At 72.1% G+C, this 25,724-nt stretch carries 22 protein-coding genes; 9 read left to right on the top strand and 13 right to left on the bottom strand.

Translation table 11 applies throughout. The features are described 5' to 3' along the window. The first annotated feature begins 10 nt into the window (after positions 1 to 10). On the top strand, positions 11 to 907 hold the full coding sequence (locus tag Air01nite_RS05620) for a TIGR01777 family oxidoreductase (RefSeq protein ID WP_203700731.1): 897 nt from the start codon (positions 11 to 13) through the stop codon (positions 905 to 907). Between the two features lie 47 nt (positions 908 to 954). Next, positions 955 to 2,637: a hypothetical protein gene (locus Air01nite_RS05615; RefSeq protein WP_203700729.1), complete on the top strand. Its 1,683-nt coding sequence runs from the start codon at positions 955 to 957 to the stop codon at positions 2,635 to 2,637. A 10-nt stretch (positions 2,638 to 2,647) separates the two neighbouring features. Here the strand turns inward: Air01nite_RS05615 and Air01nite_RS05610 are convergent, their stop codons facing one another. The 3 genes from Air01nite_RS05610 to Air01nite_RS05600 form a co-directional block, all read right to left on the bottom strand. Continuing rightward, complete coding sequence (locus tag Air01nite_RS05610) at positions 2,648 to 3,835, bottom strand: extracellular catalytic domain type 1 short-chain-length polyhydroxyalkanoate depolymerase (RefSeq protein ID WP_373310327.1); 1,188 nt, start codon at positions 3,833 to 3,835, stop codon at positions 2,648 to 2,650. Between the two features lie 101 nt (positions 3,836 to 3,936). Beyond that, entirely contained in the window at positions 3,937 to 4,320 is a 384-nt protein-coding gene (locus tag Air01nite_RS05605; protein ID WP_203700728.1) for an SCO5389 family protein, read from the bottom strand. Between the two features lie 49 nt (positions 4,321 to 4,369). Further along, positions 4,370 to 5,347, bottom strand: coding sequence for an ATP-binding protein (locus tag Air01nite_RS05600; protein ID WP_203700727.1), 978 nt, complete (start codon positions 5,345 to 5,347; stop codon positions 4,370 to 4,372). 90 nt (positions 5,348 to 5,437) lie between these two features. Between Air01nite_RS05600 and Air01nite_RS05595 the strand changes: the two genes are divergently transcribed. Together Air01nite_RS05595 and lipB are read left to right on the top strand one after the other, a co-directional pair. Next, positions 5,438 to 7,222, top strand: coding sequence for a DUF6311 domain-containing protein (locus Air01nite_RS05595; protein ID WP_203700904.1), 1,785 nt, complete (start codon positions 5,438 to 5,440; stop codon positions 7,220 to 7,222). Positions 7,223 to 7,270: 48 nt separating this feature from the next. Further along, a complete protein-coding gene (gene lipB, locus Air01nite_RS05590) occupies positions 7,271 to 7,909 on the top strand; it encodes a lipoyl(octanoyl) transferase LipB (protein ID WP_373310326.1) in 639 nt (212 codons plus the stop codon). A 7-nt stretch (positions 7,910 to 7,916) separates the two neighbouring features. Here the strand turns inward: lipB and aspS are convergent, their stop codons facing one another. Continuing rightward, entirely contained in the window at positions 7,917 to 9,176 is a 1,260-nt protein-coding gene (gene aspS / locus Air01nite_RS05585) for an aspartate--tRNA(Asn) ligase (RefSeq protein WP_203700725.1), read from the bottom strand. Between the two features lie 344 nt (positions 9,177 to 9,520). Here aspS and lipA point away from each other — a divergent pair, with 344 nt between their 5' ends. Continuing rightward, positions 9,521 to 10,453 carry a lipoyl synthase gene (gene lipA, locus Air01nite_RS05580; RefSeq protein ID WP_203700724.1) on the top strand — a complete coding sequence of 311 codons (933 nt, stop codon included), beginning with the start codon at positions 9,521 to 9,523 and terminating at the stop codon, positions 10,451 to 10,453. Positions 10,454 to 10,469: 16 nt separating this feature from the next. Here lipA and Air01nite_RS05575 read toward each other — a convergent pair whose 3' ends face one another. The 4 genes from Air01nite_RS05575 to Air01nite_RS05560 form a co-directional block, all read right to left on the bottom strand. Continuing rightward, entirely contained in the window at positions 10,470 to 12,794 is a 2,325-nt protein-coding gene (locus tag Air01nite_RS05575) for a tetratricopeptide repeat protein (protein ID WP_203700723.1), read from the bottom strand. A 69-nt stretch (positions 12,795 to 12,863) separates the two neighbouring features. Further along, complete coding sequence (locus tag Air01nite_RS05570; protein WP_203700722.1) at positions 12,864 to 13,193, bottom strand: HEAT repeat domain-containing protein; 330 nt, start codon at positions 13,191 to 13,193, stop codon at positions 12,864 to 12,866. A 41-nt stretch (positions 13,194 to 13,234) separates the two neighbouring features. Next, positions 13,235 to 13,528, bottom strand: a complete 294-nt coding sequence (locus tag Air01nite_RS05565) for a hypothetical protein (RefSeq protein ID WP_203700721.1) — start codon at positions 13,526 to 13,528, stop codon at positions 13,235 to 13,237. 70 nt (positions 13,529 to 13,598) lie between these two features. Beyond that, positions 13,599 to 14,171 carry a tetratricopeptide repeat protein gene (locus Air01nite_RS05560; RefSeq protein WP_203700720.1) on the bottom strand — a complete coding sequence of 191 codons (573 nt, stop codon included), beginning with the start codon at positions 14,169 to 14,171 and terminating at the stop codon, positions 13,599 to 13,601. A 185-nt stretch (positions 14,172 to 14,356) separates the two neighbouring features. Between Air01nite_RS05560 and Air01nite_RS05555 the strand changes: the two genes are divergently transcribed. Then, positions 14,357 to 15,118, top strand: a complete 762-nt coding sequence (locus Air01nite_RS05555; RefSeq protein ID WP_203700719.1) for a hypothetical protein — start codon at positions 14,357 to 14,359, stop codon at positions 15,116 to 15,118. 33 nt (positions 15,119 to 15,151) lie between these two features. On the opposite strand, the gene glnA is transcribed toward Air01nite_RS05555, so the two are convergent. The 4 genes from glnA to Air01nite_RS05535 form a co-directional block, all read right to left on the bottom strand. Next, complete coding sequence (gene glnA / locus Air01nite_RS05550; protein WP_203700718.1) at positions 15,152 to 16,576, bottom strand: type I glutamate--ammonia ligase; 1,425 nt, start codon at positions 16,574 to 16,576, stop codon at positions 15,152 to 15,154. A 1,009-nt stretch (positions 16,577 to 17,585) separates the two neighbouring features. After that, complete coding sequence (locus tag Air01nite_RS05545) at positions 17,586 to 18,281, bottom strand: DUF4191 domain-containing protein (protein WP_203700717.1); 696 nt, start codon at positions 18,279 to 18,281, stop codon at positions 17,586 to 17,588. Between the two features lie 10 nt (positions 18,282 to 18,291). Next, positions 18,292 to 21,366: a helix-turn-helix transcriptional regulator gene (locus Air01nite_RS05540; RefSeq protein ID WP_239090511.1), complete on the bottom strand. Its 3,075-nt coding sequence runs from the start codon at positions 21,364 to 21,366 to the stop codon at positions 18,292 to 18,294. A 53-nt stretch (positions 21,367 to 21,419) separates the two neighbouring features. Next, positions 21,420 to 21,590 carry a hypothetical protein gene (locus Air01nite_RS05535; RefSeq protein ID WP_203700716.1) on the bottom strand — a complete coding sequence of 57 codons (171 nt, stop codon included), beginning with the start codon at positions 21,588 to 21,590 and terminating at the stop codon, positions 21,420 to 21,422. 177 nt (positions 21,591 to 21,767) lie between these two features. On the opposite strand from Air01nite_RS05535, the gene Air01nite_RS05530 reads away from it, so the two are divergent. The 3 genes from Air01nite_RS05530 to Air01nite_RS05520 are packed head-to-tail and all read left to right on the top strand — an operon-like array spanning position 21,768 to position 24,335. Next, positions 21,768 to 22,331 (top strand): hypothetical protein, encoded by a 564-nt coding sequence (locus tag Air01nite_RS05530; RefSeq protein WP_203700715.1) that lies wholly within the window; start codon positions 21,768 to 21,770, stop codon positions 22,329 to 22,331. 54 nt (positions 22,332 to 22,385) lie between these two features. Further along, entirely contained in the window at positions 22,386 to 23,765 is a 1,380-nt protein-coding gene (locus Air01nite_RS05525; RefSeq protein WP_203700714.1) for an MFS transporter, read from the top strand. 3 nt (positions 23,766 to 23,768) lie between these two features. After that, the gene (locus tag Air01nite_RS05520; RefSeq protein WP_203700713.1) at positions 23,769 to 24,335 is read left to right on the top strand and encodes a hypothetical protein; all 567 of its coding nucleotides are present in this window, start codon (positions 23,769 to 23,771) and stop codon (positions 24,333 to 24,335) included. Here the strand turns inward: Air01nite_RS05520 and Air01nite_RS05515 are convergent. Then, the gene (locus tag Air01nite_RS05515) at positions 24,321 to 25,724 is read right to left on the bottom strand and encodes a pyridoxal phosphate-dependent decarboxylase family protein (protein ID WP_203700712.1); all 1,404 of its coding nucleotides are present in this window, start codon (positions 25,722 to 25,724) and stop codon (positions 24,321 to 24,323) included. The two genes, Air01nite_RS05520 and Air01nite_RS05515, sit on opposite strands and share 15 nt — an antisense overlap.

Genomic DNA, 25,724 nt, shown 5'->3' with positions numbered 1-25,724 from the left:
AATGACAGACATGCGGATCCTCATGGCAGGCGCGTCCGGCTTCCTCGGCAACCGGCTCATCACCGGCCCGCTCCGCGGTCACGACATCGTGCGGCTGGTGCGGCGGGCACCGAAAACCCCCGACGAGATCCGCTGGACGCCCGCGTCCGGCCAGCTCGACCCGGCCGCGCTGGACGGTGTCGACGCGGTGATCAACCTGTCCGGCGCCAACATCGGCGACCAGCGCTGGACACCGGCCTACCGCCGGCTGCTCCGGGACAGCCGCGTCGAGCCGACCCGTACCCTCGCCGAAGCCATCGCGAAGCGCAGCGAGCGCCCGGCCACCTTCATCAGCGCCAGCGGCATCAACGTCTACGGCGACACCGGCGACCGGGTGGTCGACGAGACCGCCGCGCCCGGCGAGGGCTTCTTTCCCGACCTGTGCCGGGTCTGGGAGGCGTCGACCCGGCCGGCTGAGGAGGCCGGCGTCCGCGTGGTCCTGCTCCGCAGCGGCGTACCCCTGGAAAGGGACGAGGGTTTTCTCAAGCCGCAGATGCTCCCCTTCCGGTTGGGCATCGGCGGCCCGATCGCCGGCGGCCGCCAGTGGGTCCCGTGGATCTCGCTGGACGACTGGCTGCGCGCGGTCGCCTTCCTGCTCACCGAGCGCACCGACATCGCGGGCCCGGTCAACGTCAGCTCCCCCGTGCCGGTGACCAACGCCGAGTTCACCAAGGCGTTCGGCACGGCGCTGCGGCGCCCTGCGTTCCTGCCGATCCCGGAGTTCGGGGTGCGGCTGGTCGTCGGCGGCGTGGCCGAGCTGGCCGTGATGAGCACGCGCGCCGTGCCCGGGGTGCTGAGCCGCGCCGGCTTTCCGTTCCGCCACCAGGACGTCCGCGCCGCGCTCACGGAGGCCCTCCGGGATCGGTGACTGCCTATTCGGCAGACGCCGGAACCGCCCGCGCATAGCCTCACAGCATGTCGGCGGCATCGGGCGACAACAACGCACTGTCGCTGTTGGCGTGCGTGTTGTTCGTCCTGGGAGTGGTGGTGGTCGTGCTGGCGGTCGCGCGCCGCCGCGGGACCGACCGCGCCACGCCCAAACACCGCGTCGACAACGCCCGTCGCAGGAGCCTCCTGCGCCGCGGCCGGCACCAGAACACCGGGCGCCCGCCGGAGCCGGCGCGACCGACCGAACCACCGCATCCCGAGGAGCCACCCGCGTCCGTCTGGGCGCCACCGGACCAGGCGGGCCCACCACCGCCGGCCGAGGCCGGCACCGGCGCCACGACCCGCACCGCGGGCCCGGCGGGGCCGGCCGAACGCGCGGGCCCGGCCGACGAACCACCACCGAACACCGACGCCGACACCCTCGACCTCGGCGGCGACCTGCCCACCGCCCGCCTGCTCGCGCAGGCGGACGCGGCGTTGGTCGCCGCCGACAACGCCCTCTGCACGAGCGAGCAGGAGCTGTCGTTCGCGCAGGCCCAGCACGGCCGGGACGCCACCGTCGGCTTCGTCGAGGCGGTCACGGCCGCCCGCGCGGACCTGGCGGAGGCCTTCCGGGTCCGGCAGCACCTCGACGACCACGAGCCGGAGGACGAGCTCAGCCGGCGCCGCGCGCTGCGCGCGATCGTCGGGCACTGCGCCGCCGCCAACCAGCGCCTGGACGCCCGGGCCGAGCCGTTCGAGCTGCTCCGCGCCAGCGAGGAGGCCCGCCTGGCCAGCCGGCTCACGGTCCGCCGCGACGAGATCCGCGGCCGGCTCGCGGTCGCCGGCACGACCTGGAAGGAGCTGACCGCGGCGTACGCGGACAGCGCGCTGCGCCCGATCGCCGACAACCTCCCGCAGGCCGGCGCCCGGGTCGAGTTCGCCAGCGCCGAGTTGGAGCAGGACGGCCGCCGGACGGGCCTGCGCACGGCGCAACAGGCGCTCGGCCAGGCCGAGGCGCTGCTCGACGCCCTGGACGCGTTCGCGGCCGACCTGGCCACCGCCGAGGACGCGGCCGCCGAGCTGCTGGCCGACCTGCACGCCGAGGTCGCCGCCGGCAAGGCGGTGCTGGCGATGGCCGGCCGCCCGCCCGGCAACGCCCGGGGCGACAAGGTCGGGCTGGCGGCCGACGTGTCGCGGGCCGACGAGGCCGCCACGGAGCTGGCCACCGAACTGGCGGAGACCCGACCGGACCCGGTGGCGGGGCTGCGCCGGCTGGAGGCGGTCTCCGGGCCGCTCGGCGAGTCGCTGGGCGCCGTGCGCGACCCCTCGTCCCGGGTGGCGCACGCCCGCGAGCAGCTCGACCAGGCCATGTTCGCGGCCCGCGCCTCGATCGACGCGGCGGCCGCCTTCCTGGTCACCCGGCGCGGCGCGGTCGGCGCCCGGGCGCGCACGCGGCTGTTCGCGGCCCGCGGCGAGCTCGGCCAGGCGGCCGCGGCCACCGAGGCCGAGCCGGTGGAGGCGCTGGTCGCGGCCCGGGCCGCGGAGTCCCTGGCCAACCAGTCACTGGCCGCGGCGCGGGCCGACGTGGAGCGGTGGTCGCCGCCCCAGATCGACGGCTATGACGGCGCGCTGCTCGGTGGTTTCGTGCACGCCCCGGACGCCTCGGGCCGGCCCTACGGCAGCCGCTTCGGCGGCCCCGGCACCAGGGACCGGGACCGCGCGGCGTGAAGCGGGCGGCTCAGCAGCCGACCACCCAGTAGTCCGGGCCGGTCTGGCGCAGCGCGTTGGTCTGGAACACGTTGTAGAGGCCCATCGCCTGGTTGGAGCCGCGGGCGTACACGTACCCGAGCTGGTGGTAAGCCCGTCCGGCGGAGACGTGCGCGTAGTTGCTCGCGGTCACGCACGGCCCGGACGTCGGCGGCGGCGTCGTGGGCGGTGAGGTGGTCGGCGGCGTGGTCGGCCCGCCGGTGTTCAGCCCGAAGAACGTCGCATCGTGGTACGCCGAGCAGATGGTGTCCAGGAAGTACGCGGCCGCCGTGCCGCACTGGTCGGCGGCGGTGCCGGCGTCGACCGGCGTGCCGTGCCCCATCCCGGAGACCCGGTAGACCCGCACCTGGTCGCTGCCGTAGCGCTCCAGCGTGGTCCCGCCGGTCAGCGAGGCGGTGCTGGTCGGCGAGGCCGAGATGCCCAGCACGTTGGTCCACTGGTCGCGCGACTCGTTGGCGTTGGCGGTCGCGACCGTGAAGTCCGAGGTCCCGTGCCAGACGGCCACCTTCGGCCGGGCGCCGGTGTAACCGGGGAACGCTCCCCGCACGAGGTCGCCCCACTGCGCCGGCGTCTTGTCGACGCCCGGGTTCATGCAGCTGAACGCGTTGACCATGCTGGTGGCGCAGCGGTACGGGATCCCGGCCACCACCGAGCCGGCGGCGAACACGTCCGGGTACGTGGCCAGCATGACCGCGCTCATCGCGCCGCCGGCGGACAGCCCGCTCACGTAGACCCGGCCGGCCGCGGTGCCGTAGTTGGCGACGGCGTACCCGACCATGTTGCGGATCGACGCCGCCTCGCCCTGGCCCCGGCTGATGTCGCCGGTCTCGAACCAGTTGAAGCACGACGACGCGTTGTTGCCACTGTTCTGCTGGGGCACGATCAGGGCGAACCGCCACCGGTCGGCGAACGTGCGCCAGCCGCTGTTGGTGAAGTAGGTGCTGGCGTCCTGGCCGCAGCCGTGCAGCAGCACCACGGCCGGTGCGCCGCCGGGCAGGCCGTCGGGGCGGTACGCGTACATGGCCAGGTTTCCGGGATTGGACCCGAAGCCGCTGACCGCGGTGAGCTGTGCCGCCTGCGCGGGCGCGGCCAGCGCGAGCACAGCCGCGACGGCCAGCGCCGCGCCGGCGGCACAGAGGGACAGGATTCGTCTGGTCACGACGACCTCCTAGGGGACGGTTCCCGGAAGGTTACGATTCGCGACCATCGATCTGACATGGTCGACGATCACACAGATCGCCGACCGTGGATGTGGTGTGGCTAACAGTCCCGGAGCTCGGGGGTCTGGTTGCGGATCTGCGCCCGCGGCGACACGAACTCGCGGTAGCCGGCGCCGTCGACGGCCGCGGGCGGGAACGCGGCGACCCGGTGGCAGTTCTGGAACGCCAGCTTGACGCCGAAGTGGCGCTCCAGGGCACCGCGGATCGCGTCACTGGCCAGGGCGCGCAGCAACTGCCCGCGCTCGGTCTCGCTGGGCGGCGGCACGGCGTGCTCGGCGACCCCGTCGCCGGACCGGGCGGCGACGTCGGAGACGACCTCCCACGCGTACGGGAGTGAGGTGCGCACGCAGTCGACGAACTCGGCGTCGCCGATCGGGCCTTCCTGCGCGCGGGTGATCAGGTCGGCGGGAACGGTCAGGGACATGCTCTCTCCTCAGTGGACGAGCTGGACGAGCGAAAGGAACGGTCCGTTGTTAACGCATTGCGTTAACAACGGACCGTTCCTTTCGCTGTTGGGCACCCAGGACGAAGTCCGGGTCGATCTGGTCGGCGAGGTTCTCGCCGGTGCGGGCGTCGGCCCAGGCGGCGGCGTTGCGGCGGTGGAACTCGGCGGCCTGGCGCGCGTACCTCGGCCAGTCCTTCTCCGCCGCGTCGGCGGCGGCCCGAATCCGGTCGAGGGCCGCCCGGTTGGCGGGCTCGAGGGCGTCCAGCGGGAGCGTCCGGCCACGCTCGGCGGCCCGCACCCAGTCGGACCGGCCGATCCAGGTCAGCAGGTCGGCGCCGACGTGCGCGCGGAGGAACTCCACGTCGGTCTCGTCGCAGACCTTGTTGCCGACCACGTGCACCCGGACGCCGTGGTCGGCCGCGTAGCCCAGGTACTGCCGGTAGACGCCGACGCTGCGCAGGGTCGGCTCGCAGACCAGGAACGTCGCGTCGAAGCGGGTGAACAGGCCGGAGGCGAACGAGTCGGCGCCCGCGGTCATGTCGACGAGCGCGTACTCCCCCGGGCCGTCGACCAGGTGGTTGAGCAGCAACTCCACCGCGCCGACCTTGCTGTGGTAGCAGGCGACGCCCAGGTCCCGCTCGGCGAACGGGCCGGTCACGGCCAGCCGGACGCCGCCGACGGTGCGCACGGTCGCCTCGTACACCGGATTGGTCCCGGCGATCGTCAGCAGCCGCGAGCCGCGACCCGGCGGGGTGGTCTTGACCATCGCCGCGGCGGACGAGATCCGCGGGTTGTCGCCGCGCAGGTACTCCTTGATCTCGGTGAGGTGGTCGCCGAGGGCCGGGAGCGCGACGTCCGCGTCGAGCGCCGCGGCGAGGTGCTGGTTGATGTCCGCGTCGATGGCGAGCAGCGGCGGGCGGTCCGGCGCGGCGGCCAGGTGGCGGGCGAGCAGCGCGGCGAGTGTCGTCTTGCCGCTGCCGCCCTTTCCGACGAAGGCGATTTTCATGCTTGGTATTGGATGTCATTTTCAATAAGACTTCAACCAGCGGGCGCTTTCTGGGCGTGTCGTCCCCATTGGTAGCCTCCGCCCGTGTCCATCGCGTCCCCCGCCTCCGTCGACGTCGCGCCCGCGGCGCCACCGCGCGCCCGTCGCTGGCGGGCGGATCTGCTGGTCACGGGCATCGCGCTGGTGGTCGCGGTCTGGGTGACCAGCGGGCTGTGGATCGACCCGAACGGGCGGGCGATCAAGGTCAACTCCAGCGACCAGGCCCTGTTCGAGTGGTTGCTCTCCTACGGCGCGCGGGCGATCACCCACGGGGAGAACCCGTTCTTCACCCACCTGATCGGCTTCCCGGACGGTGCGAACCTCGCCGTCAACACCTCGATCACCGTGTACGCGGTGCTGTTCGCGCCGCTCACCTTCCTGGTCGGCGCCCCGGTCACGTTCCTCGTGATCCTGACGCTCAACCTGGTCGCCACCGCGTACGCCTGGTTCTGGCTGCTCTCCCGGCACCTGGTGCGCTCGCCGCTGGCCGCGGCCACGGGCGCGCTGTTCGTCGCGTTCGCGCCGAGCATGGTCTCGCACGCCAACGCGCACCTGAACTGGACCGCGGGCTGGCTCGTGCCGATCGTGGTCTGGCGGGTGCTGCGCCTGCGCGACGGGCGCTGGCTGCGCGACGGGTTGCTGCTCGGCGTGCTGGTCGCGGTCGCCTTCTCGATCGCCGCCGAGGGCCTGTTCTTCATCGCCCTGGCCTGCGCGGTCTTCCTCGGCACGTGGTCGCTGTCCCGCGCGACCAGGGCGGAGGCCCGGGCGGCCCTGCCCGGCGTGCTGCGCGGCCTCGGTGTCACGGCGGTCGTCGCGTTCGCGCTGCTCGCGTACCCCATCTGGATGCATTTCCTGGGTCCGCAGCGGTTCCACGGCACGGGCTTCGACGCGCGGGTGCACAGCGAGGACGTCGCGGGTTACTTCGCGTTCCCGCAGCGCTCGCTGGCCGGCATCGCCGGCCTCGACACCCGGCTGGCGCCCAACGAGACCGAGGAGAACTCGTTCTTCGGCCTGCCGCTGGTGCTGCTGACGATCGCGGCGTTCTGGTATCTGTGGCGGCTCGCGGCGCCCGGCCGGCGGGCCACGCTGCGGGCGCTCGGGGTGACCGCGCTGGTGTTCGCGGTGCTGTCCTGGGGACCGGCGGTCAAGATCTTCAAGAACTACACCGACATTCCGCTGCCGTACGCTCTGCTGAACCCGTTGCCGGTGTTCAACGCGGCGTTGCCGCAACGGCTGGCCCTGGTGGTCACCCCGATCGTCGGGATCCTGCTGGCGCTGCTGGTCGACGCCCGGCCGCGGGGTCGGGTGTGGCCGGCGGCGTTCGCGGTCGCACTGGTGCCGCTGCTGCCGGTCAACCTGCTGACAGTGGCCCGGGAGCCGATCCCGGTCTTCATCACCTCGGGCGCGTGGACCTCGGTGGTGCCCGCGGGCGGGGTGGTGGCGACGGTGCCGTTCACCCTCGACACCGTGCCCGACGGTCAGCGTTGGCAGGCTTACGCCTGGACCCACGGGCAGGGCGAGTTCCACCTGGTGTCGGGCTTCTATCTCGGCCCCGGCGGGCCGGACGGGCGCGGCCGGATCGGGCCGGTGCCCCGCTACATGGACGGGACGCTCTACGAGGTGGCGCGGACCGGCGTGATCCCGCCGATCGGGCCGGACGAGCAGGCGGCGGCCCGGGCCGACCTCGCCTACTGGCGGGTCGACGCGGTGGTGCTGGCCGACCGGATCCACGGCGCCAAGTGGCCGGTGCAGCACGACGCGCTGCTGACGGCGACCAGGCAACTGCTCGGCCCGGGTGAGCGGATCGACGACGTCTGGGTGTGGCGGGTCACCTGAGGCCCGAGCATGAAGGTCGGCACCGGGTCCGAGGGCTACAGTTCGGGTGTGACCAGCGTGCTTCCCAAGCTCCACGCCCGCCGCCTCGGCACCGTCGACTACCTGGCGGCCTGGGACGAGCAGCGCCGCCTCCACGAGGAGGTGGCCAACGGCGTCACCCCCGACACCGTGCTGCTCCTGGACCACCCGTTCGTCTACACCGCCGGCAAGCGCACCGAACCCTGGGACCGCCCGACCGACGGCAGCCCGGTGATCGACGTCGACCGCGGTGGCAAGATCACCTGGCACGGTCCGGGTCAGCTCGTCGGTTACCCGATCCTGCGCCTGCCGGCCCCGATCGACGTGGTCGCCTACGTGCGCCGCACCGAGCAGCTGCTCATCGACACCTGCGCCGAGCTGGGCCTGGCCACCGACCGCATCGAAGGGCGCAGCGGCGTCTGGGTGCCCGAGGACGACCGCGGGCCGGCCCGCAAGGTCGCCGCGATCGGCATCCGGGTGTCCCGGGGCGTCACCCAGCACGGGTTCTCGATCAACGCCGACTGCGACCTGGCCGCCTACGACCACATCGTGGCCTGCGGCATCCGCGACGCGACGACCACCTCGCTGACGGCGGAACTGGGCCGGCAGGTCACCGTCGACGACGTGTTGCCGATCGTCGAGCGGCGCCTGCCGACCCTCCTGGCCTGACTCCGTTCTACGGGGTCAGGCGGTGCAGGTCCCGTGGGAACACGGCGACCTCACGCACGTTGGTGGCGCCGAGCAGGCGGGCCACGAAGCGCTCCAGGCCGATGGCGAAGCCGCCGTGCGGCGGCATGCCGTGCCGGAACGCCTCGACGTAGGTCTCGACGCCGGTCAGGTCGCCGTTCAACGCGGCCACGTAGTCGGCGTACTCGTGCAGCCGCTGCCCGCCGGTGACCATCTCCAGGCCGCGGAACAGCAGGTCGAACGAGTTCGAGTGGGTCGGGCGGCCCGGCTCGGGATGCGTGTAGAAGGGTCTCTTGCGCATCGGGTAGCCGGTCACGAAGACGAAGTCCGACCCGTGCTCACGCACCGCCCACTCGCCCAACGCCCGCTCGTGCGCGGGGGCCAGGTCGGGCTCGTCGTCCGGCGCGCCGGCGATCTCCAGCGCGGTGGTGAAGTGGACCGCCGGGATCTCCGCGGGCACCTCCGGCACCTTGACGCCCGTCAGCCGGTCGGCGACCGCGTCGGTCATGCCGGCCACGACGTCCCGCAGCACCGCCATCACGTCGCGGTGGTCGTCGATGAAGCCCAGCTCGACGTCGAGGGACGTGTACTGGGCCAGGTGCCGGGCGGTGTCGTGCGGCTCGGCGCGGAAGACCGGGCCGACCTCGTAGACCTGCTCGAAGACCCCGACCATGAGCTGCTTGTAGAACTGCGGGCTCTGGGCCAGGTAGGCAGGGCTGCCGAAGTAGTCGATGCCGAAGACGTTGGCGCCGCTCTCGGTGGCCGAGGCGACGATCTTGGGCGTGAAGATCTCGGTGAAGCCGCGCGCGTCGAGGGTGGCGCGGAACCCCTGTGCGGCGGCCGCCGCGGCCGTGACCGCCCGGCGCCGGGTCGCGTGCCGCAGGGCCACCGACGCGTGGTCGAGCTGGGTGGGCAGGTTGGCCGTGAGCAGCGGCCGGTAGAGGTCGAAGGGTGGCGGGGCGGCGGCGGCGCTCAGCGCGCGTACCGACGGATCGGTGATCTCCACGCCCAACGGCGCGGCGCTGTTGATGGTCACCCGGCCGGTGACCTCGACGACCGTCTCCTCGGTCAGCTGCTCGAGCTGCTGGCGCAGGTCGGGGTCGGTGACGACGATCTGGACCAGGCCGGCCCGGTCACGCAGGATCAGGAACGCGACCGCCTTGAGCACCCGGCGGCGATGGACCCAGCCCGCGACCGTCACGGTGCTGCAGGGGTGGGCGGGCAGCTCGCTGGACAGGATGCGTTGCATGGGTGGTGGCCTCCTCGTTCGTCGCAACGCGATCCCCGGGAGGTGTGGGCGAGCGGGATCCTCGCGGTGCCACCACACCTTCACCTCGCCCGTTTTGCCCGGATGAGGCCTCATTTGTCGAGCTCGGCTCGGGAGTGTCTTCGCGATCGGCGCCGGGCCACCGTCACAGCAACTGGTGGCTCTCTCGGCCGGCGTGGTCGATCGCTACTCGGTTCCGTCGTCACCGTTGGCGTCGAGGTTACCGCGCGACGCAAGCGATATGACCGGCCTCACAGCCGCGGGACACATGTGAACCGTGTCGCCCCGTATGTAGGAAGGATGAACACCGGGATACGCTCGGATTCGTGACGATCGCTCCAGAAGGCCGCCGGCTCCTGCGCATCGAGGCGCGGAACGCCGAGACGCCGATCGAGCGCAAGCCGCCGTGGATCAAGGTGCGGGCCAAGATGGGTCCCGAGTTCACCTCGCTACACGGTCTGGTGCAGCGCGAAGGCTTGCACACCGTCTGCCAGGAGGCCGGCTGTCCCAACATCTACGAATGTTGGGAAGACCGCGAGGCCACCTTCCTGATCGGCGGCGACCAGTGCACCCGGCGCTGCGACTTCTGCCAGATCGACACGGGCAAGCCGGCCGAGTTCGACGCCGACGAGCCGCGCCGCGTCGCCGAGTCGGTCGCCACGATGGGCCTGCGCTACGCGACGGTCACGGGCGTCGCCCGCGACGACCTTCCGGACGGCGGCGCCTGGCTCTACGCGGAGACGGTCCGCCAGATCCACGCCCTCCAGGAGGGCTGCGGCGTCGAGCTGCTGATCCCGGACTTCAACGGCACGCCCGCGCTGCTGCGCGAGGTCTTCGAGTCGCGGCCCGAGGTGCTGGCGCACAACCTGGAGACGGTCCCGCGGATCTTCAAGCGGATCCGGCCCGGTTTCCGGTACGAGCGGTCGCTCGACGTGCTGACCCAGGCGCGCGCCTTCGGCCTGGTGACGAAGTCCAACCTGATCCTGGGCATGGGCGAGGAGCGGTCGGAGATCTCCCAGGCGCTGCGCGACCTTTTCGAGGCGGGTTGCGAGCTGGTGACGATCACGCAGTACCTGCGCCCGTCGACGCGGCACCACCCGGTCGAGCGCTGGGTCAAGCCGGAGGAGTTCGTCGAGCTGGCCCAGGAGGCCGAGCAGATCGGCTTCGCGGGCGTGATGAGCGGCCCCCTGGTGCGCTCCAGCTACCGGGCGGGTCGCCTCTACCAGCAGGCCCTGGCCGCGCGTACGCCTGCCGCCTGATCTCGTCGTTGTTCGACTAGGAGAGCTTGGCTCGAGCCGGCTCGTGCCCCCGGTCCGCCGCGCTCTGGAACCACTGCCGCGCCCCGGCCGGGTCGCCACGCTCCTCGGCGTCCAGGCCGAGCGTGTACAGGTGATCGGCGGTGGCCTTGCGCTGGGCCAGCCGGTGCCAGCGCTTCGCCTCGGACTGGTCGCCGCGCCCGGCGGCCAGGATGCCGAGGCCGTTCATCGCGAGCGGGTCACCGGCGTCGGCCGCTTCCCGGTACCGCCGCTCGGCAGCCGCCAGGTCGCCGGCCTTCTCCTGCAACAAGCCAAGGTTGTAGATGGCCATGGTCTGGCCGGCGGTGGCGGCGCGCTCGTACCAGAGCAGCGCCTCGGCGACGTCGCCGTCATCCTCGTAGTACGTGCCAATGTTGTTCATGGCCTGGGCGTGACCATTCTCGGCCGCGCTCAGGAACAGCCTCCGGGCCTCGGCGTCGTCCCCACGGAGGTGGAGCAGGATGGCCAGGTCGCACGTCGCGGACACGTGGCCGGCGTCGACGGCAAGCCGGAACCACGGCTCCGCCTCGGCCCGCTCGCCCTTCTCGGCGTGCGCGAGGCCCAGGTTGTACATCGCGTCGGCGGCCAGCCGGTACCACCGCGTGGCCTCCGCCTCGTCGCCGCGCTGCGAGGCCAGGTTGCCGAGCGTGGTCATCGCCGCGGGGTGCCCGGCCTCGGCGGCCCGGCGTGACCAGCGCTCGCCCTTCCTGGCGGCGCCTCGCGCCCGGCAGATCTCGGCGAGGTGCTCCATCGCCTCGGCGTTGCCGTCCTCCGCCGCCTTCCGGAACCAGGGCTCGGCCTCGGCGTCCCGGTCGTCGTTGTAGAGCAGGCCGGCGAGGTTCGACACGCCTTGGGGGTTGCCGCCGTCAGCCGCGAGCCGGAACAGCCGCTCGGCCTCGGCGTGCTCGCCACGCTTGTAGGCGACCACGCCGAGGCTGACCGCCGCCGCCGTGCTGCCACCGTCCAGGGCGGCACGGAACCACCCGTCGGCGGGCTCGCCGCGGCCGCGGACGATCAGGCCGACCTCGAACATGGCGTCCGGGTCGCCGGCGTCGGCCGCCTGCCGGTACCAGCGCTCGGCCTCGCCCAGGTCGTCCCGTTCCTCGGCGCTGGCACCGAGGTTGAACATGGCCATGGCGTTGCCCGCGGCAGCGGCCCGCCGGAACCACTGCTCGGCCTCGGCCGGATCGCGTTCCAGCAGCGCGCCGACCTTGAACATCGCGTCGGCGTCGCCCGCCTCGGCACCGCGCCGGAACCACTGCTCCGCCTCCGCCAGCTCGTCACGGATTTCGAGCGCGATGCCGAGGTTGTACGTCCCGACGTCGTCGCCCGCCTCGGCGGCGGCCCGGAACCACCGTTCCGCGTCGGCCGGCTCCCCGCGGCCGTCCAGGAGGTTCCCGAGGTCGACCATGGCATCGACGTCGCCGGCCTCCGCGGCCCGGCACAGCCAGTGTTCGGACCGACGGCGGTCGGAGTCCGCCAAGGCGAGGCTGAGCAGGTGCATCGCGCCCTCGTCGCCGGCCCGCGCGGCCCGCTCGTACCAGTGCAGTGCCTCGTCGGTCCGGCCCTGGTCGGCGTAGAGCCAGCCGAGGAAGCGCATGGACTGCGCGTCGTCCTGTTCGACGCCGCGCCGGTACCACCGCTCGGCCTCGGCCAGCTCCCCACGCTTCTCGTGCAGGAGCCCGAGCGCCGCCATCGAGTCCTCGTCGCCGGCCTCCGCGGCTCGCCGGTGCCATCGCTCGGCCTCGCCGAGGTCGCCCTGCTTCTCGCGGAGCATGCCGAGGTAGAACATGGCGGCCACGTCGTCGTGTTCGGCCGCTTCCTGTAACCACCGCTCGGCTCCCGCGTCGTCGCCGCTCTCCTCCAGGAGCACGCCGAGCCGGCGCATCGCCACCCTGTTGCCGAGGCCGGCGGCCCGGCGGAACCAGAGCTCGGCCTCGTCCCGCTCGCCGCGCCCGTCGAGGAGCCGGCCGAGCCGCACCATCGCGCGATCGTGCCCGGCCTGCCCGGCCCGCCTCAGCCACTCCGCCGCGGCCGCCGGATCGGCGTCGTCGTGCGCGAGCTGGCGCCCGACGTCGTACATGGCGCCGACGTCACCGGCTCGGGCAGCCGCCAGCCGTTGCTTGTCGACGGCCGGCCGCCGGTCCGGCCAGGCCAACGCGGCGATCAGGCCGGCAAGGGCCAGCAGCCCGCCCACCGCACCGACCCGGGCGTCACCACCGCCGCGCAGGTCCTGGACGAGATAGACCACCACGACGGCGAACCCACCGGCGGCGACCACCCACATCAGCCTTCGTCGAACCACGGGCCCATGGTGATCCAGCGACGCCACCCGCGTCGGCCACCGAGCGGCTCGACTTGCCGACCGCTCCAGTCAGCTCGGTTCGCTCGCGTGCTCCCAGAGCGCGGTCCGGGCCTCTTTGGTGTCGAGCAGGCGCAGGCCGTGCTCCGCCCAGGAGCGCAACGACTCGTCGCCGCCGCGGAGTTGACCGACCAGCAGGTCGTGGGCCCGCGGTGAGCGCGCTTCCGCGATCAGCTCCAGCAACCAGCAGCGGATGCCGTGGTCGGGTTCGTTGCGGAACTCGTCGATGAGCCGGTCGACGTGCTCGCCGGCCGTGGCGCGTAGCCGTTGGAAGCCGTCCTCGGCCAGCTGCGGGTCGCGGCGACGCATCAGCCGCAGGGCCCGCGCGAACTCGTCCGCCATCGTCGCAGGCTAGACCTTGCAAGGGCGGTGGGCCAGATGTGTCACCGCGGGAGTCGGCTCACTCCCTGCCGCACGTCGTCCGGTGACATGGCCGGCGCGAAGTCGATCTTCGCCTTCAGGCCCATGAAGAGCGGCTCGGCGATCTCGATCATGCGCGCCGGCTCATCGAGGTCGAAGACCACGTACATGGTCCGCCGGCCGGCGAAGGTGCTGAAGTAGATGGACTCCGGCTTGAACCGCTCCACCGTCGAGTCCATCAACTGCGCCAGACTGCCGTCCTGGATGGCGCGGTTGGCGGCCTCGGTGTCCATCTGGACGGTCATCAGCATGCGCATTCGCGGTTCCCCCGTCGTTGACCCGAGCAGCGTCCACAGTCTCCCTCCGGAGACAGCCGTTTTGACCCTTTCAGGAGTCGTCGCGGCGGGCGCGCAGGTTGCCGAGGTTCATCCTTGCGTGGTGGTCACCGGCGTCGGCGGCGCGCTGGTACCACTCCTCCGCCGCGATCACGTCGCCCTGCTGCTCGGCCAGGAGGCCGAGGTTGAGCATGCCGCCGGGGTTGCCGGCGTCGGCGGCCAGCCGGAACCACCGCCGGGCCTCGTCGCCACCCGCCAGCAGGCCGAGATTGACCATGGCGTCGCTCTCGCCGGCCTCCGCCGCCCGGCGCAGCCAGTGCTCCGCACCGGCCCGGTCCTCGCGGTCGGCCAGCAGCCCGGCAAGGTTGATCATGGCGTCGGTGTCCGCGGCCTCGGCGGACCGGAGATACCAACGCTCGGCCTCCGCCACCTCGCCCCGCATGGTGAGCAGCACCCCGAGGTTGACCATCGCACCGACGTGCCCGGCGTCGGCGGCGCGCCGGTACCACTCCTCGGCCTCGTCCAGATCCCAGCGATCCTGCAGGATCTGCCCGACAGCGGCCATCGCGTCGCTGTCACCGGCCTCGGCCGCGCGCCGCACCCACCGTTCCGCACCGCCTGCCATGCACACACCCCGATCTGACCGCAACCAACGACGGACCTGGCAGCGGAGCGTAGCGGAGCGCTCCCCGGCGGGAGCAACGGTCGCGCCCCCGACGGACCCGGGCAACAGAATGGTCTGGTGAATCTGATCATGCCCGGGGTAACGTCGCTACCTTCGGCCGCGGCCGGAGTCCTCGAAGGCGCCTCATGACCAGCGACCTGACCCGTGCGCTCGCCCGACTCGCCCGCACTTTTCGCGGCGCCACCGCGCACCCCGATGAGTACAACTGCGACTGCCACTGGGGTGGCGCCGAGGAGTTGGCGCTGCTCAAGGCGCCCGACGTCGAGCTGAATCCCGATCTCCTGAGGCGCACCTGGCACGCATGGGACTGGGACTATCCGGACCTCGTGCTCCGCCGGATCCTGCCGCAGCTCGCCGCCGCTCTGGCCGCAGGCGAGATCGATGTGGACGGTTCCGATTTTGGGATCGGGCCCACCATCGGGCGCTGCGGCTGGCAGGAGTGGCCGGCCGAGGAAGCTACCGCTGTGCGGGATTTCCTCGACGCCTGGTGGGTCCACGCGCTGACGGATCCGGACGCGCCGCAGCCCGCCCACGATGTGCTCGCTGTGTGCACCGAGGCGCTGGACGCGTTGGGCCCGTGGCTCGACGTGTGGGCCGGGCTGGCACATCCCCTGGCCAACCAGCGGCTGGCCGAGGCCGTGGAACAGTGGGAGTTCGACCTGCTGTGGGGTGAGCAGCTCCCATGGGCGACCTGGTCCGACGAAGACGCGCGGCGCGAGGACCTCGGCGCGTGGCTCGTGCGGCACGCACCGGGCCGCCTTCGCGCGCACGGCGCGCCGGACGCGCATGCGGTCCGGCTGCTCGGGTTGCCCGCTGGTCCGGCGAGGTGGGATGACCCTCACTTCCCCTGGCCGCGGAAAAGCGGCGAGCCGCCGACCGTTCCCTGAGGACGGTCGGCGGCTCGCTTGAAGCCGCAGATATCAGACGTCGTAGTACATCGCGAACTCGTGCGGGGTCGGGCGCAGGCGGACCGGGTCGACCTCGTTCTCGCGCTTGTAGTCGATCCACGTCGAGATCAGGTCCGGCGTGAAGACGCCGCCCTCGAGCAGGAAGTCGTGGTCGGCCTCGAGCGAGTTGAGCACCTCCGGCAGCGAACCCGGCACCTGCTTGACGGAGCTGAACTCCTCCGGCGGCAGGTCGTAGAGGTCCTTGTCGATCGGCTCCGGCGGCTCGATCTTGCTCTTGATGCCGTCGAGGCCGGCCATCAGCATCGCCGAGAAGGCGAGGTAGACGTTGGCCGACGGGTCCGGCACGCGGAACTCGACGCGCTTGGCCTTCGCGTTGCTGCCGGTCACCGGGATGCGGGTGCAGGCGGAGCGGTTGCGCTGCGAGTAGACCAGGTTGACCGGGGCCTCGAAGCCGGGCACGAGACGGCGGTACGAGTTGACCGTCGGGTTCGTGAACGCCAGCAGGCTCGGGGCGTGGTGCAGCAGGCCGCCGATGTACCAGCGGGCCGTGTCGGACAGGCCGGCGTAGCCGGTCTCGTCGTAGAACAGCGGCTCGCCGTTGAGCCAGAGGCTCTGGTGGGTGTGCATGCCGGAGCCGTTGTCACCGAACAGCGGCTTGGGCATGAACGTCGCGGTCTTGCCGGCGGCCCAGGCGGTGTTCTTGACGATGTACTTGAACAGCTGCAGCTGGTCACCCGCGTGCAGCAGCGTCGAGAACTTGTAGTTGATCTCGGCCTGGCCCGCGGTGCCGACCTCGTGGTGCGAACGCTCCACGGTGAAGCCACTGTCGACCAGGTTGCGCACGATCGAGTCGCGCAGGTCGGCGTAGTGGTCGACCGGCGGCACCGGGAAGTACCCACCCTTGTAGGCGGTCTTGTAGCCGCGGTTGCCACCCGGCTCGTCGCGACCGGTGTTCCACCAGCCCTCGACCGAGTCGATGTAGTAGTAGGCCTGCTGCGCGCTGGTCTCGTGGCGGATCGAGTCGAAGATGTAGAACTCGGCCTCGGGACCGAAGTAGGCGGTGTCGGCGATGCCGCTGGCCGCCAGGTAGGCCTCGGCCTTCTTCGCCACGTTGCGCGGGTCACGCGAGTAGGCCTCGCGGGTGAACGGGTCGTGGATGAAGAAGTTCAACGCCAGCGTCTTCTGCGCCCGGAACGGGTCGATGAACGCGGAAGCCACGTCCGGCAGCAGCAGCATGTCGGACTCGTGGATCTGCTGGAAACCACGGATCGACGAACCGTCGAACGCGAGGCCGGTGGTGAAGATATCGTCGTCGATAGACTCGACCGGGGCGTTGAAGTGCTGCATCACGCCGGGCAGGTCGCAGAACCGGACGTCGACGAACTTCACGTCCTCGTCCTTGAGGTATCGCAGGAGTTCCTCGGGATTGGCGAACAACACGTCCTCCTGGCACGTCGCGCTCTCAAGCGGCTTCTCTTCGGCCGTCTGTCTTCGGCAAGGCTGGCAGCGACGGTATGGCGAAGCCGTTGCCCGAGCGTGTCGCAAAAGTTTCTGCCGTGTTACGTCACCCGCGAGCCGCCAGGAATGCCCGTTTAGCCGGCGCTACAACCGACCAAACACGAATATATACCCACAGATCGGCCGGGCCGGCGGACTCGCCGACGCTGTGATGGTAGCCATCTTCTTGAGATCAAAACCTGGTAGCGGGCTCGGGTCCGCGGTGGGTCCGGACCGTCGCTCCCGCCAGACATCGGGTCCGCGTCGGGCCGTCCCATGACCGGTCACCCGTGTCTGTTGGGATCTTGCTGAGTCTGTTGGTTGCCCTCTAGGTCGGGGGAGAATGTTGTGAGTACCGACAGGTCGCAAAGGGCGCGCCCCTTATAGTCGGCACTCACAACATCCTCCCCCGCCCTGACCCAGTTCGGCCTTGGTCGAAATCGATGCCGGGTCGTGGGACACAGTCCCTTGGCTGATCTCCGCGTCGCGTTGAACCGTCTCGGCTGGGCTTGGTGGGCAACGAGCAAGCCGCGAGCCGACGAGCCACGATCAGCTGGACCGGATCACCCGCAGCTGGCGATGCCGGACGGGTTCACCGGCGACCCCGACTACGGCCGGGGCGTCGTGGAGCGTGCAGTCGGTGGCCGACGATCAGAATGCCCGGGTCGGGCTCGCGGGGCCCGGTAGGCGGCCTGTCCCGCAGGCTCGTCGCGACGCTGCCGGTCCCGCGACGTTGATGGGCGCAGCGGCGGGCGACCTTGCCCGGGCGGCGCTTGGCTCCAAGATCGCCAGTCGGCGAATGCCGGGAGGGGCGTGAGCCGGTCAGTCGACGGTGTCTCCCGGCCGGGTAGGCGGAGCGTGGCTCCTCGACGGCCCTTCTTGCGGCGTTAGCCCGGGGGTAGACGAAACCCGCGCCGCGCTCTTTGAGCGGGGCGCGGGTTCGGGGTGTTTAGCGGCCGCGGGTTTGGCGGAAGGCGCCCTTGGGCGGGCGCATGTTCTTTGGGATCGCGCCCTTCGGGATTTGGGGGCGGGCGGCCGACAAGGCCGTGAGGCGCTTGTCCAGGGAGTTGACGTCCTTGCCGCTCAGGGCGCGCGGGAGCTTGGTCAGGGTGATCCGGAGCTTGCGGATCGGGATCTCGTCCTCGCCGTTGCCGATCACGTAGTCGTGCAGCGGCGCGTTGCCGATGACCTTGGCCAGGCGGCGCTTCTCCTGGCCCAGCATGCTGCGGACGCGCTGCGGGTTGCCTTCGGCCAGGAGGATCACGCCGGGCTTGCCGACGACCAGGTGGACCATGTCCATCTGGGTCGTGGAGCTGACCGCCGGGCGGACGCGCCAGTCGCCGCGCATGTTCTCGATGATCGAGGCGGCGGCGCCGGGTTGGCCCTCGGCCGCGTTCATCATCGCGCGGTTGGAGCGCAGGTTGAGGACGATGAGCAGGGCGAGCAGGGCGACCAGGATGCCGAGTGGGATGAAGATCAGGCCCCAGCCGAGCACCACCGCGAGGGCGGCGAGCAGCAATGGGATCAGCACCGCGCCTACCGCCAACGGGACGAACATCTTGTCCTGTTTGGCGGTGAACGAGAAAACCATCCCGATCTGCTTCAGGCGTCCGCCGAACGACACCTTCTCTTCTGCCCTGGCCATGCGACGCAGTCTAGTGTCCGGATGCCGTCGTCTGTCCGCCGGCAATCATCTCCGGGCCGAGCAACCCCAGCCGATGCGCGACGGCGGCCGCTTCGATCCGGTTCGTCACTTCCAGCTTGGCGATAATGCGTGATACGTGCACGCTGACCGTTTTCGGCGATAGATAGAGTTCCGCGCCGATCCGGCTGTTGCTGTGCCCGACCGCGACCAACCGCAGCACCTCGCGCTCCCGTGCGGTCAGCACGTCGGGACCGGCACCCACCGCGCCCCGCAGCCCGACCCGACGGGCCAGCCGCGCCACCTCGTCGCGCAACGGCCGGGCATCGAGATCGGCCGCGATCGCCCCGGCCTCTTCGAGCGCATCGCCGGCCGCGGCCCGGTCACCCGCCGCGGCGGCCGCCTCGGCGAGCCCCACCAGCGCCCTGGCGAGCGCGTAGCGCTGCCCATCGGCCCGCCACGCTTCCACCGCGACCACCCACCGCTCGCGCGCCTCGGCCGCGCTCACACCACCCTGCACCGGGATCCTGCCCGAAGCCGAACGACCAGCCGCGGCGCTTTCCGAGGCCGCGGCGACAAGACGATCGGCCTCGGCGGGGCCAGCGGAGCCGGACGCGCGGACCGGACCCGGGGGTTGGGCCGCGCGCCCGCTGAGCGACGCGGCTATCTGAGCCGCATATGCGCGGTCTGCCGGGTAGAGGCACTCGATCCCGGGCACGACGCTTTGGATCATTGATCGCAGGGTCGCGTCGTCGGCCGCGGCGGAGGCGCGGGCGGCGGCCGCGAGCAGGGGCCAGGCATAGCGTGGGTTCGCTACCAGGTCGCTGGCGCCCGGCGGCGCCGTCCAGTCGGTCTCGGTGGTCGGCTCTGCGCCGGCCGTGAGGGCGGCGGAGGCCGCTTCGGCCGCGGCGGCCGGGTCGCCCGCGGACAACGCCGCCTCGATCTTGAGTGTCAGCAGCGGCATCCGGTGTTGCGCGCTGACGTAAGGCCGCGCCAGGAAGGCGAGTGCGCGGCCGATCAGCTCAGGGGCCGACGCGTCGCCGCGCGCCAGGCGCAGGCCCGCGCGTAGCTGGAGCCAGTGCAGACCCAGGTGGCCCGGTGGGTCGAAGCGGGCCGACTCCGCGCAGATCGCGTCTGCCTCGTCCCAGCGGCCCAGCGCCACCAGCGCCTCGGCGTGGTTGGACCGCAGGAACGCGCCGCTCGAGCGGTCGACGCCTGCCTTGCCCGCGTCCTTGGTGCCCAGGGCCGCCGCTTCCGCGGAGCCCGCGTAGTCGCCGATCTCGAACAGGGCGTCGGAGATGTTGACGCGGGCGTGCACCAGGCCCTCCAGGTCGCCGGCCGATTTGGCCCGTGCCTCTGCCAGGCGTAGCTCCGTCAGGCCCTCCTGCGCCGCCACGTGCCGCGCGCACACGCGGCCCAGTGTCAGCGTCGCGTGGACCACCGCCGCCTCGTGGCCGAGGGACTCGGCCGACGCCCGGGCCACCGAAGCGATGCGAGCGCCTTCGTCACGGTCGACCCGGGAGATCTGGTAGGCGATGTCGGCCAGCAGCATCGCCCGCGCCGCGTCGTCGGGAGCCGCCTCGGCCAGGGCGACCGCTTCGCGCAGCGACGGGGAGCCGTCGCTCTTGCCCAGCGCGCTCAGCAGCTTGCCGCGCCGGGTGAGCAGCCGCGCGGCGCGCAACGGCTGGTCGGAGCGGTCGATCGCGCTCAGTGCCGCCCGGTTGAGGCTCAGCGCCCGCTTGAAGTCGCCCGCCGTGTAGGTGGCGACCATCGTCTCCTCGAGCAGCGTCAGGTGGTCGACGCCCAGGCGGTCGGCGGCGTCGGGGACCTGCTCCCACAGCTCGAGCACCCGCTCCAGCAGGCGCGCCTGCTCGGCATGGGCATAGCGCTCCCCCGCCGCCACGCCCGCCGCGTGCGAGGTGACCAGGGCGCGCGGGTGGTCGTGTGCCGCGTACCAGTGGTGTGCGACCTCCGCCGGCGCCCGGCCCGCGCCGACCAGCGTCGGGTCGGCCTCGATCGCCGCCGCGTAGCGGGCGTGCAGCCGCGCGTGCTCGCCCGGCAGCAGGTCGTCGTGCACGGCCTCGCGGACCAGCGCGTGCCGGAACTCGTAGCCACCGTCGGGGTCGGCGACCAGCAGCTGGGCCGTCACCGCCGCGCGCAGCGCCGCGTCGAGCTCGGCCTCGGGCAGGGCGGCGACGGTGGTGAGCAGGTCGTGGCCGATCCGGCTGCCGCCGGCGGCGGCGATGCGCAGGACCGGTTGCGCCGACTCGGGCAGCCGGTCGACCCGGGCCAGCAGCAGGTCGCGCAGGCTCTCCGGGATGTCGGCGCAGGCGGCCGGGTCGCCCGAGGCGGCGAGCTCCTCGACGAAGAACGGGTTGCCCTGTGCCCGCTGGTGCACCTTGTCGATCGAGCGCTGGGTGGGCTCGCCGCCGAAGATGCTGGCCAGGATCTCGGCGGTGCCGTCGCGGTCGAAGCGGCCGACGTCGAGCCGCTCGACGCCGCGGGCCCGGTCGAGCTCGGCGACGAAACCCCGCAGCGGATGGCCGCGGTGCAGCTCGTCGGTGCGGTAAGTGCAGATCAGCAGCACCCGGGCCGTGCGGGCGGCGCGGACCAGGAACTCGACCAGGTCGCGGGTGGACCGGTCGGCCCAGTGCAGGTCTTCGAGGACGACGACCAGCGGCCGCCCGGTGGCCAGCCGGGAGAGCAGCGCGGCCACCTGGTCGAAGAGCACCCCGCGGTTGGCGTCGGGCGCCACCGGGCCCAGCTCGGGCAGGAGCCGGGCGAACTCGGGCTCGTGCCCGTCGAGCACCGCCACGCCCTCGGCGCGAATCAGGTCGCGCAGGATGGCGCAGAACGGCGCGTAGGGCAGGCCCTCCTCGCCCAGCTCCAGACACTGACCGACCACGAAGCGCGCGTCGCCCCCGTGCCGGGCGAACTCCTCGATCAGTCGGGTCTTGCCCACCCCCGCCTCGCCACCGACCAGCACCATGGCCGGCTCGTCGGTGCGGGCCCGCTTGAGCGCGTCGCGCAGCACCGCGATCTCGGCGTCACGGCCGACGAACGCGGTGCTGCGGGCACGAACGGTCACGGCATCGAGGATGCCATGCGGGTACGACATGTCGCCGCCGAGAATTCGCGCGCTCAGGCCGACCTGCGGCGCAACGCCCATCGGGCCGGAGCCCGGGACGTCGCGTCCGTCGACGACGCGTGCCTGCGCAGTGCGCGGGCCAAGCGGCTGACCCGGGCGTCGCCGGTCAGCGAGTCGACGCGGGCGCGGTGCAGATCGAGGGTCACGTACGGGTCGTTGATCATCACTGGCTCCCCCACCATGCGGATTGATGTCGACGTTGACGATCCGCGCGCAGGTACCCCCGGCACACCCGGCGCCGGCCCTAATCCGCGCTGCCTTACCCGCTAAGTCGGCCCAGGTAAGACGGGTAAGGTACTTAGTGTCAACAAGATGTTGACACGGCCGGCTACGCTGACGGAGTGGAAGACGACCTCCGCACGCTCCTCGCCGCGGCCCGCGCCGACGACCCGGACGCGGCCCTCGCCGCCCTGACCCTGTTAGGCCCGCTCCGCGACCGCCTCGACACCACCGAACGCCTGCTGATCGAGTCAGCCCGCGCGGGCGGCGCAAGCTGGGCCACGATCGCCACCGCCCTGGCCCTGACCAGCCGCCAGGCCGCCGAACAGCGCTTCCTCCGCCTGACCGCGACAGGGACCGACACCGACACAGCCCGCGCCACCAGAAGACGTCAACAATCCGTTGACACCCATCACGGCTCAAAGATCAAAGCGATCCGCACGGCCGCCCGCACCCTCCTCCGCCGCATAGAGGCGGACGACGCCTGGACCAAACGATTCACCCGCGCCGAACTCGCCAGATCAACCCTGAGAATGGCCGCCGACGCACCACCAGGAGCGCTGTTCGCGCTGACCACCACCGCCCTGGCCGACCTGCCACCACCAGCCGAACTGCCAGAGACGATCGCCGACGCCGCCACCACCCTCAGCCAGACCCTGAGCCACAAAGACTCAACCAAGGATTGACAGGCTCCATCGCACACCTCCAGGATCTGAGTCGCAGAGACTCAAGGAGGACCCGTGCGCCCATCCCTCGCCGAACGCTTCGCGGTGCTACGCCTACGCGACTTCCGCATCTTCGTCGTCGGCTACGCCTCCTCGAACCTCGGCACACTGATGGCCGGCGTGGCCCTGGCGTTCGCCGTGCTCGACAGCGGCGGCTCCCCCGCCACCCTCAGCTACGTACTCGCCGCCCGAATTGTCCCAATGGTTGCCGTCCTGCCCTTTGCCGGTTGGCTCGGCGACCGCTTCCCGCGCCGCCTGGTCATGCTCTGGTCCGACGTCCTCCGCGCCGCCACGCAGGCCACGATCGCCGCACTCTTCTTCGTCGGCACCCCCGACCTTGGACTGCTGCTCGTCCTCGCCGCACTCGGCGGCCTGGGCGAGGCCGTCTTCCGACCGTCCTTCGACGGCATCGTCCCCCAACTCGTGCCGGCCGGCCGCCGCCACGAGGCCAACACCTTCGTCGGCCTGGTCCAGTCGAGCGCCAGCGTCGCCGGCCCCGCCCTGGCCGGCGTCCTGGTCGTCCTCACCGACCCGGCGACGGTGCTCCTGATCGACGCGCTCACCTACGTACCCAGCATCCTGGCCCTGCTCTGGCTCCGCGTCCCGGATCCGGACCCGGCCGACCGCACCTCGATGCTCCGTGACATGCGCGAAGGCTGGCGCCTGTTCGCGTCGCTGCCCTGGCTGTGGACGATCACGCTGCAGTTCACGCTCTTCAACCTGCTGCTCTGGGCGCCGTACCTCGTGCTCGGCCCGGTCTCCGCGGACCGCTGGTACGGCGGCGCCGGCGCCTGGGGAGCGATCGCCGCGGCGTACGGCGCGGGCGCCATCCTCGGCGGCTTCGTGGTCCTGGGGTGGAAACCAGCGAGACCACTGCTCGTCGCCACCGCCGCCACGATCCTCTGGGCGGCGCCGTCCGCGGCCCTCGCCGCCCGCGCCCCACTGCTCGTCGTGTGCGCCGGCGGCCTCGTCGCCGGCCTCGTCAGCGCCATCTTCGGCGCCCTCTGGATGACCGCGATCCACCGACGTGTCCCCGCGGAAGCGATGTCCCGCGTCAACTCCTACGTCGTCTTCGGCTCGTTCTCCGTCGGCCCCATCGGCCTCGCCCTCGCCGGCCCCGCCGCCACCGCGACGAGCATCCCCCTCGTCCTGTCCATCGGCGTCGCCTGGCAGATCGTCTCCGGACTCGCGCTGCTGTCCCTTCCGGCGATCCGCGGCTTCCGCCACCCGACCGAGATCGCCGCAGAAAGAGCGACAGCGAGCGCATGGCGTCCCGGGTCCGCCGGCGGCGCGACCGTCGCTCCCGCCGGACACCGCTCCGCTTCGCTGCGCTGCCAGGTCCGCGGCCGGTCACGCTCAAACCGGAACGGCCGCGACCCGAACGACGTCTACTGAGACATGGCCGGAAAGAAGCTCCTGGCAGCCACCATGGTCGCGGCGATGGCACTGGCCGGCTGCGGGAAGCCGTTCGGCGGCCGGGTGGTCTACGAGGGCGACTACCCCTCCTACGAAACCGTCGCGGACCTGATGGCGAAGGCCGACCTGGTCATCGAGGCGACGGTGGCCGAACCCCGCGTGGACGTCCTCTACCCGAGCGGCGACGGCGGCACCGACCCCCGGGCCGACCCGCAGGCCGGCGCGCCCGAAGCGGCACCACCGGCCGACTCGGGCATCGTCATCACGGTCTGGTCGGCCGCCGTCACCAGAGTCCACAAAGGAACGCCGGGCCTGCTCGTCGACGTCCAGCAGATGGGCGGCGAACGCGACGGCGTCGTCTACGAGCAACCCAGCGCGGTCCATTTCGAGGACGGCGCGACCTACCTCCTCTTCCTCGCGACCTTCCCGGACGCCCCGGCCGCCCTGCTCAACCCGTACCAGGCGGTGTACCTGGTCGAACAACACGGCTACCGCACCCTCGGCGACAACAGGCTGCGCGTCTCCATCGCCGACCTAGAGGGCCGATGACGCCGCCAGCTCCCGGACCACGGAGACGAAGAGCCGGATGTCGCGCGAGGTCGTGCGCCAGTTGACGATCGCCGGTCTCAGGGCCACCTTCCCGTCCCAGACCGTCGTGCCGGCGAACACCCGCCCGTCCTCCAGCAGGGCCTCGCCCACCCGGCGGTTCAGGTCGTCGAGGTCCGACTCCGGCACGCCCGGCGGAGCGACCCGGAAGCAGACCACGCACAGCGGCACCTCGGCCAGCCGTTCCAACTCCGGGGCCGCGTCCACCAGCTCCGCCAGCTCCTGCGCCAGGTCCAGGTGGCGCTCGACCATCGCCTGGTAGCCCGACCGCCCGTACGCGGCCAGCGTCGCCCAGATCGGCACCGACCGCGCCCGCCGCGACGACTCCGGCCCGAGCAGCCCGTAGCCGCCGCGCGGTGAGTCCGCACCCGGCAGGTACGGCGCGCCCGGCATCCCGAACGCCGCGCCCAGCCGGGCCGGCTCCCGCAGGAACGCGAACCCGCTCTCGTAGGGCACGTTGAGCCACTTGTGCCCGTCGCACGCGATCGAGTCGGCCCGCTCGAGCCCCGCCACCAGATGGGAAGTGCGCGGCGACACGGCCGCGAACAACCCGAACGCCCCGTCCACGTGCAGCCACGCGTCATGCCGGGCGACCACGTCGGCCAGGTCGGCCAACGGATCGAAGTCGCCGGTGTTCACCTCGCCCGCGTTGGCGATCACCACGGAAGGCCCGGACGACGCCAACGCACGGTCCAACGAGGACAGATCCACCCGCCCGGCACCGTGCACCGCCACCGAGTCCCGCCCATGGCCCAGCATCTGCAGCGCCTTGCGCGCGCTCGCGTGCACGTACCCGCCGGAGAACACCGGCATCCGCGGCAACCCGGCCAGACCGGCGGACGTCACGTCCACGCCGTGCCGCGCACCCCACCAGTGCGTGGCCGCACCGAGCGCGGTGAAGTTCGCGAAGGTGGCGCTGCCGACCAGCGCACCCCCGAACGACGCCGGCAGCCCGAACAACGACCGCAACCAGTCCAGCGCCACCGTCTCCACCGAGGTGGCGAACTCCGACGCCGCCCGCGAGAACGCGTTCTGGTCCAGCAGCGACACCGTCCAGTCCGCCGCGAGCGCCGCCGGCGTCACGCCGCCGGTGACGAAGTGGAAGAACCTCGGCCCGGCCGAGTGCGTGGCCGACTCCGTGCCCACGGACAGGAGCCGTTCCGCGACCGCGGCCGCGCCCTCGCCCGACGCGGGCAAGGCACCCGCGAGCTCTTCGACGCGGGACGATCCCGCGTAGACCGGCCGCTCCGCCAGCGACGACAGGTAAGGCCCGGCCGTCTCGAACACCGCCCGCAGCGCGGCTTCCGTGCCCTGATCGTGCAAGGGGTCCAA

The organism is Asanoa iriomotensis, assembly GCF_016862515.1.
GTDB lineage: Bacteria > Actinomycetota > Actinomycetes > Mycobacteriales > Micromonosporaceae > Asanoa > Asanoa iriomotensis.
The sequence above is the reverse complement of the archived record's forward strand: the minus strand, read 5'-3'. Positions and strand labels throughout refer to the sequence as shown.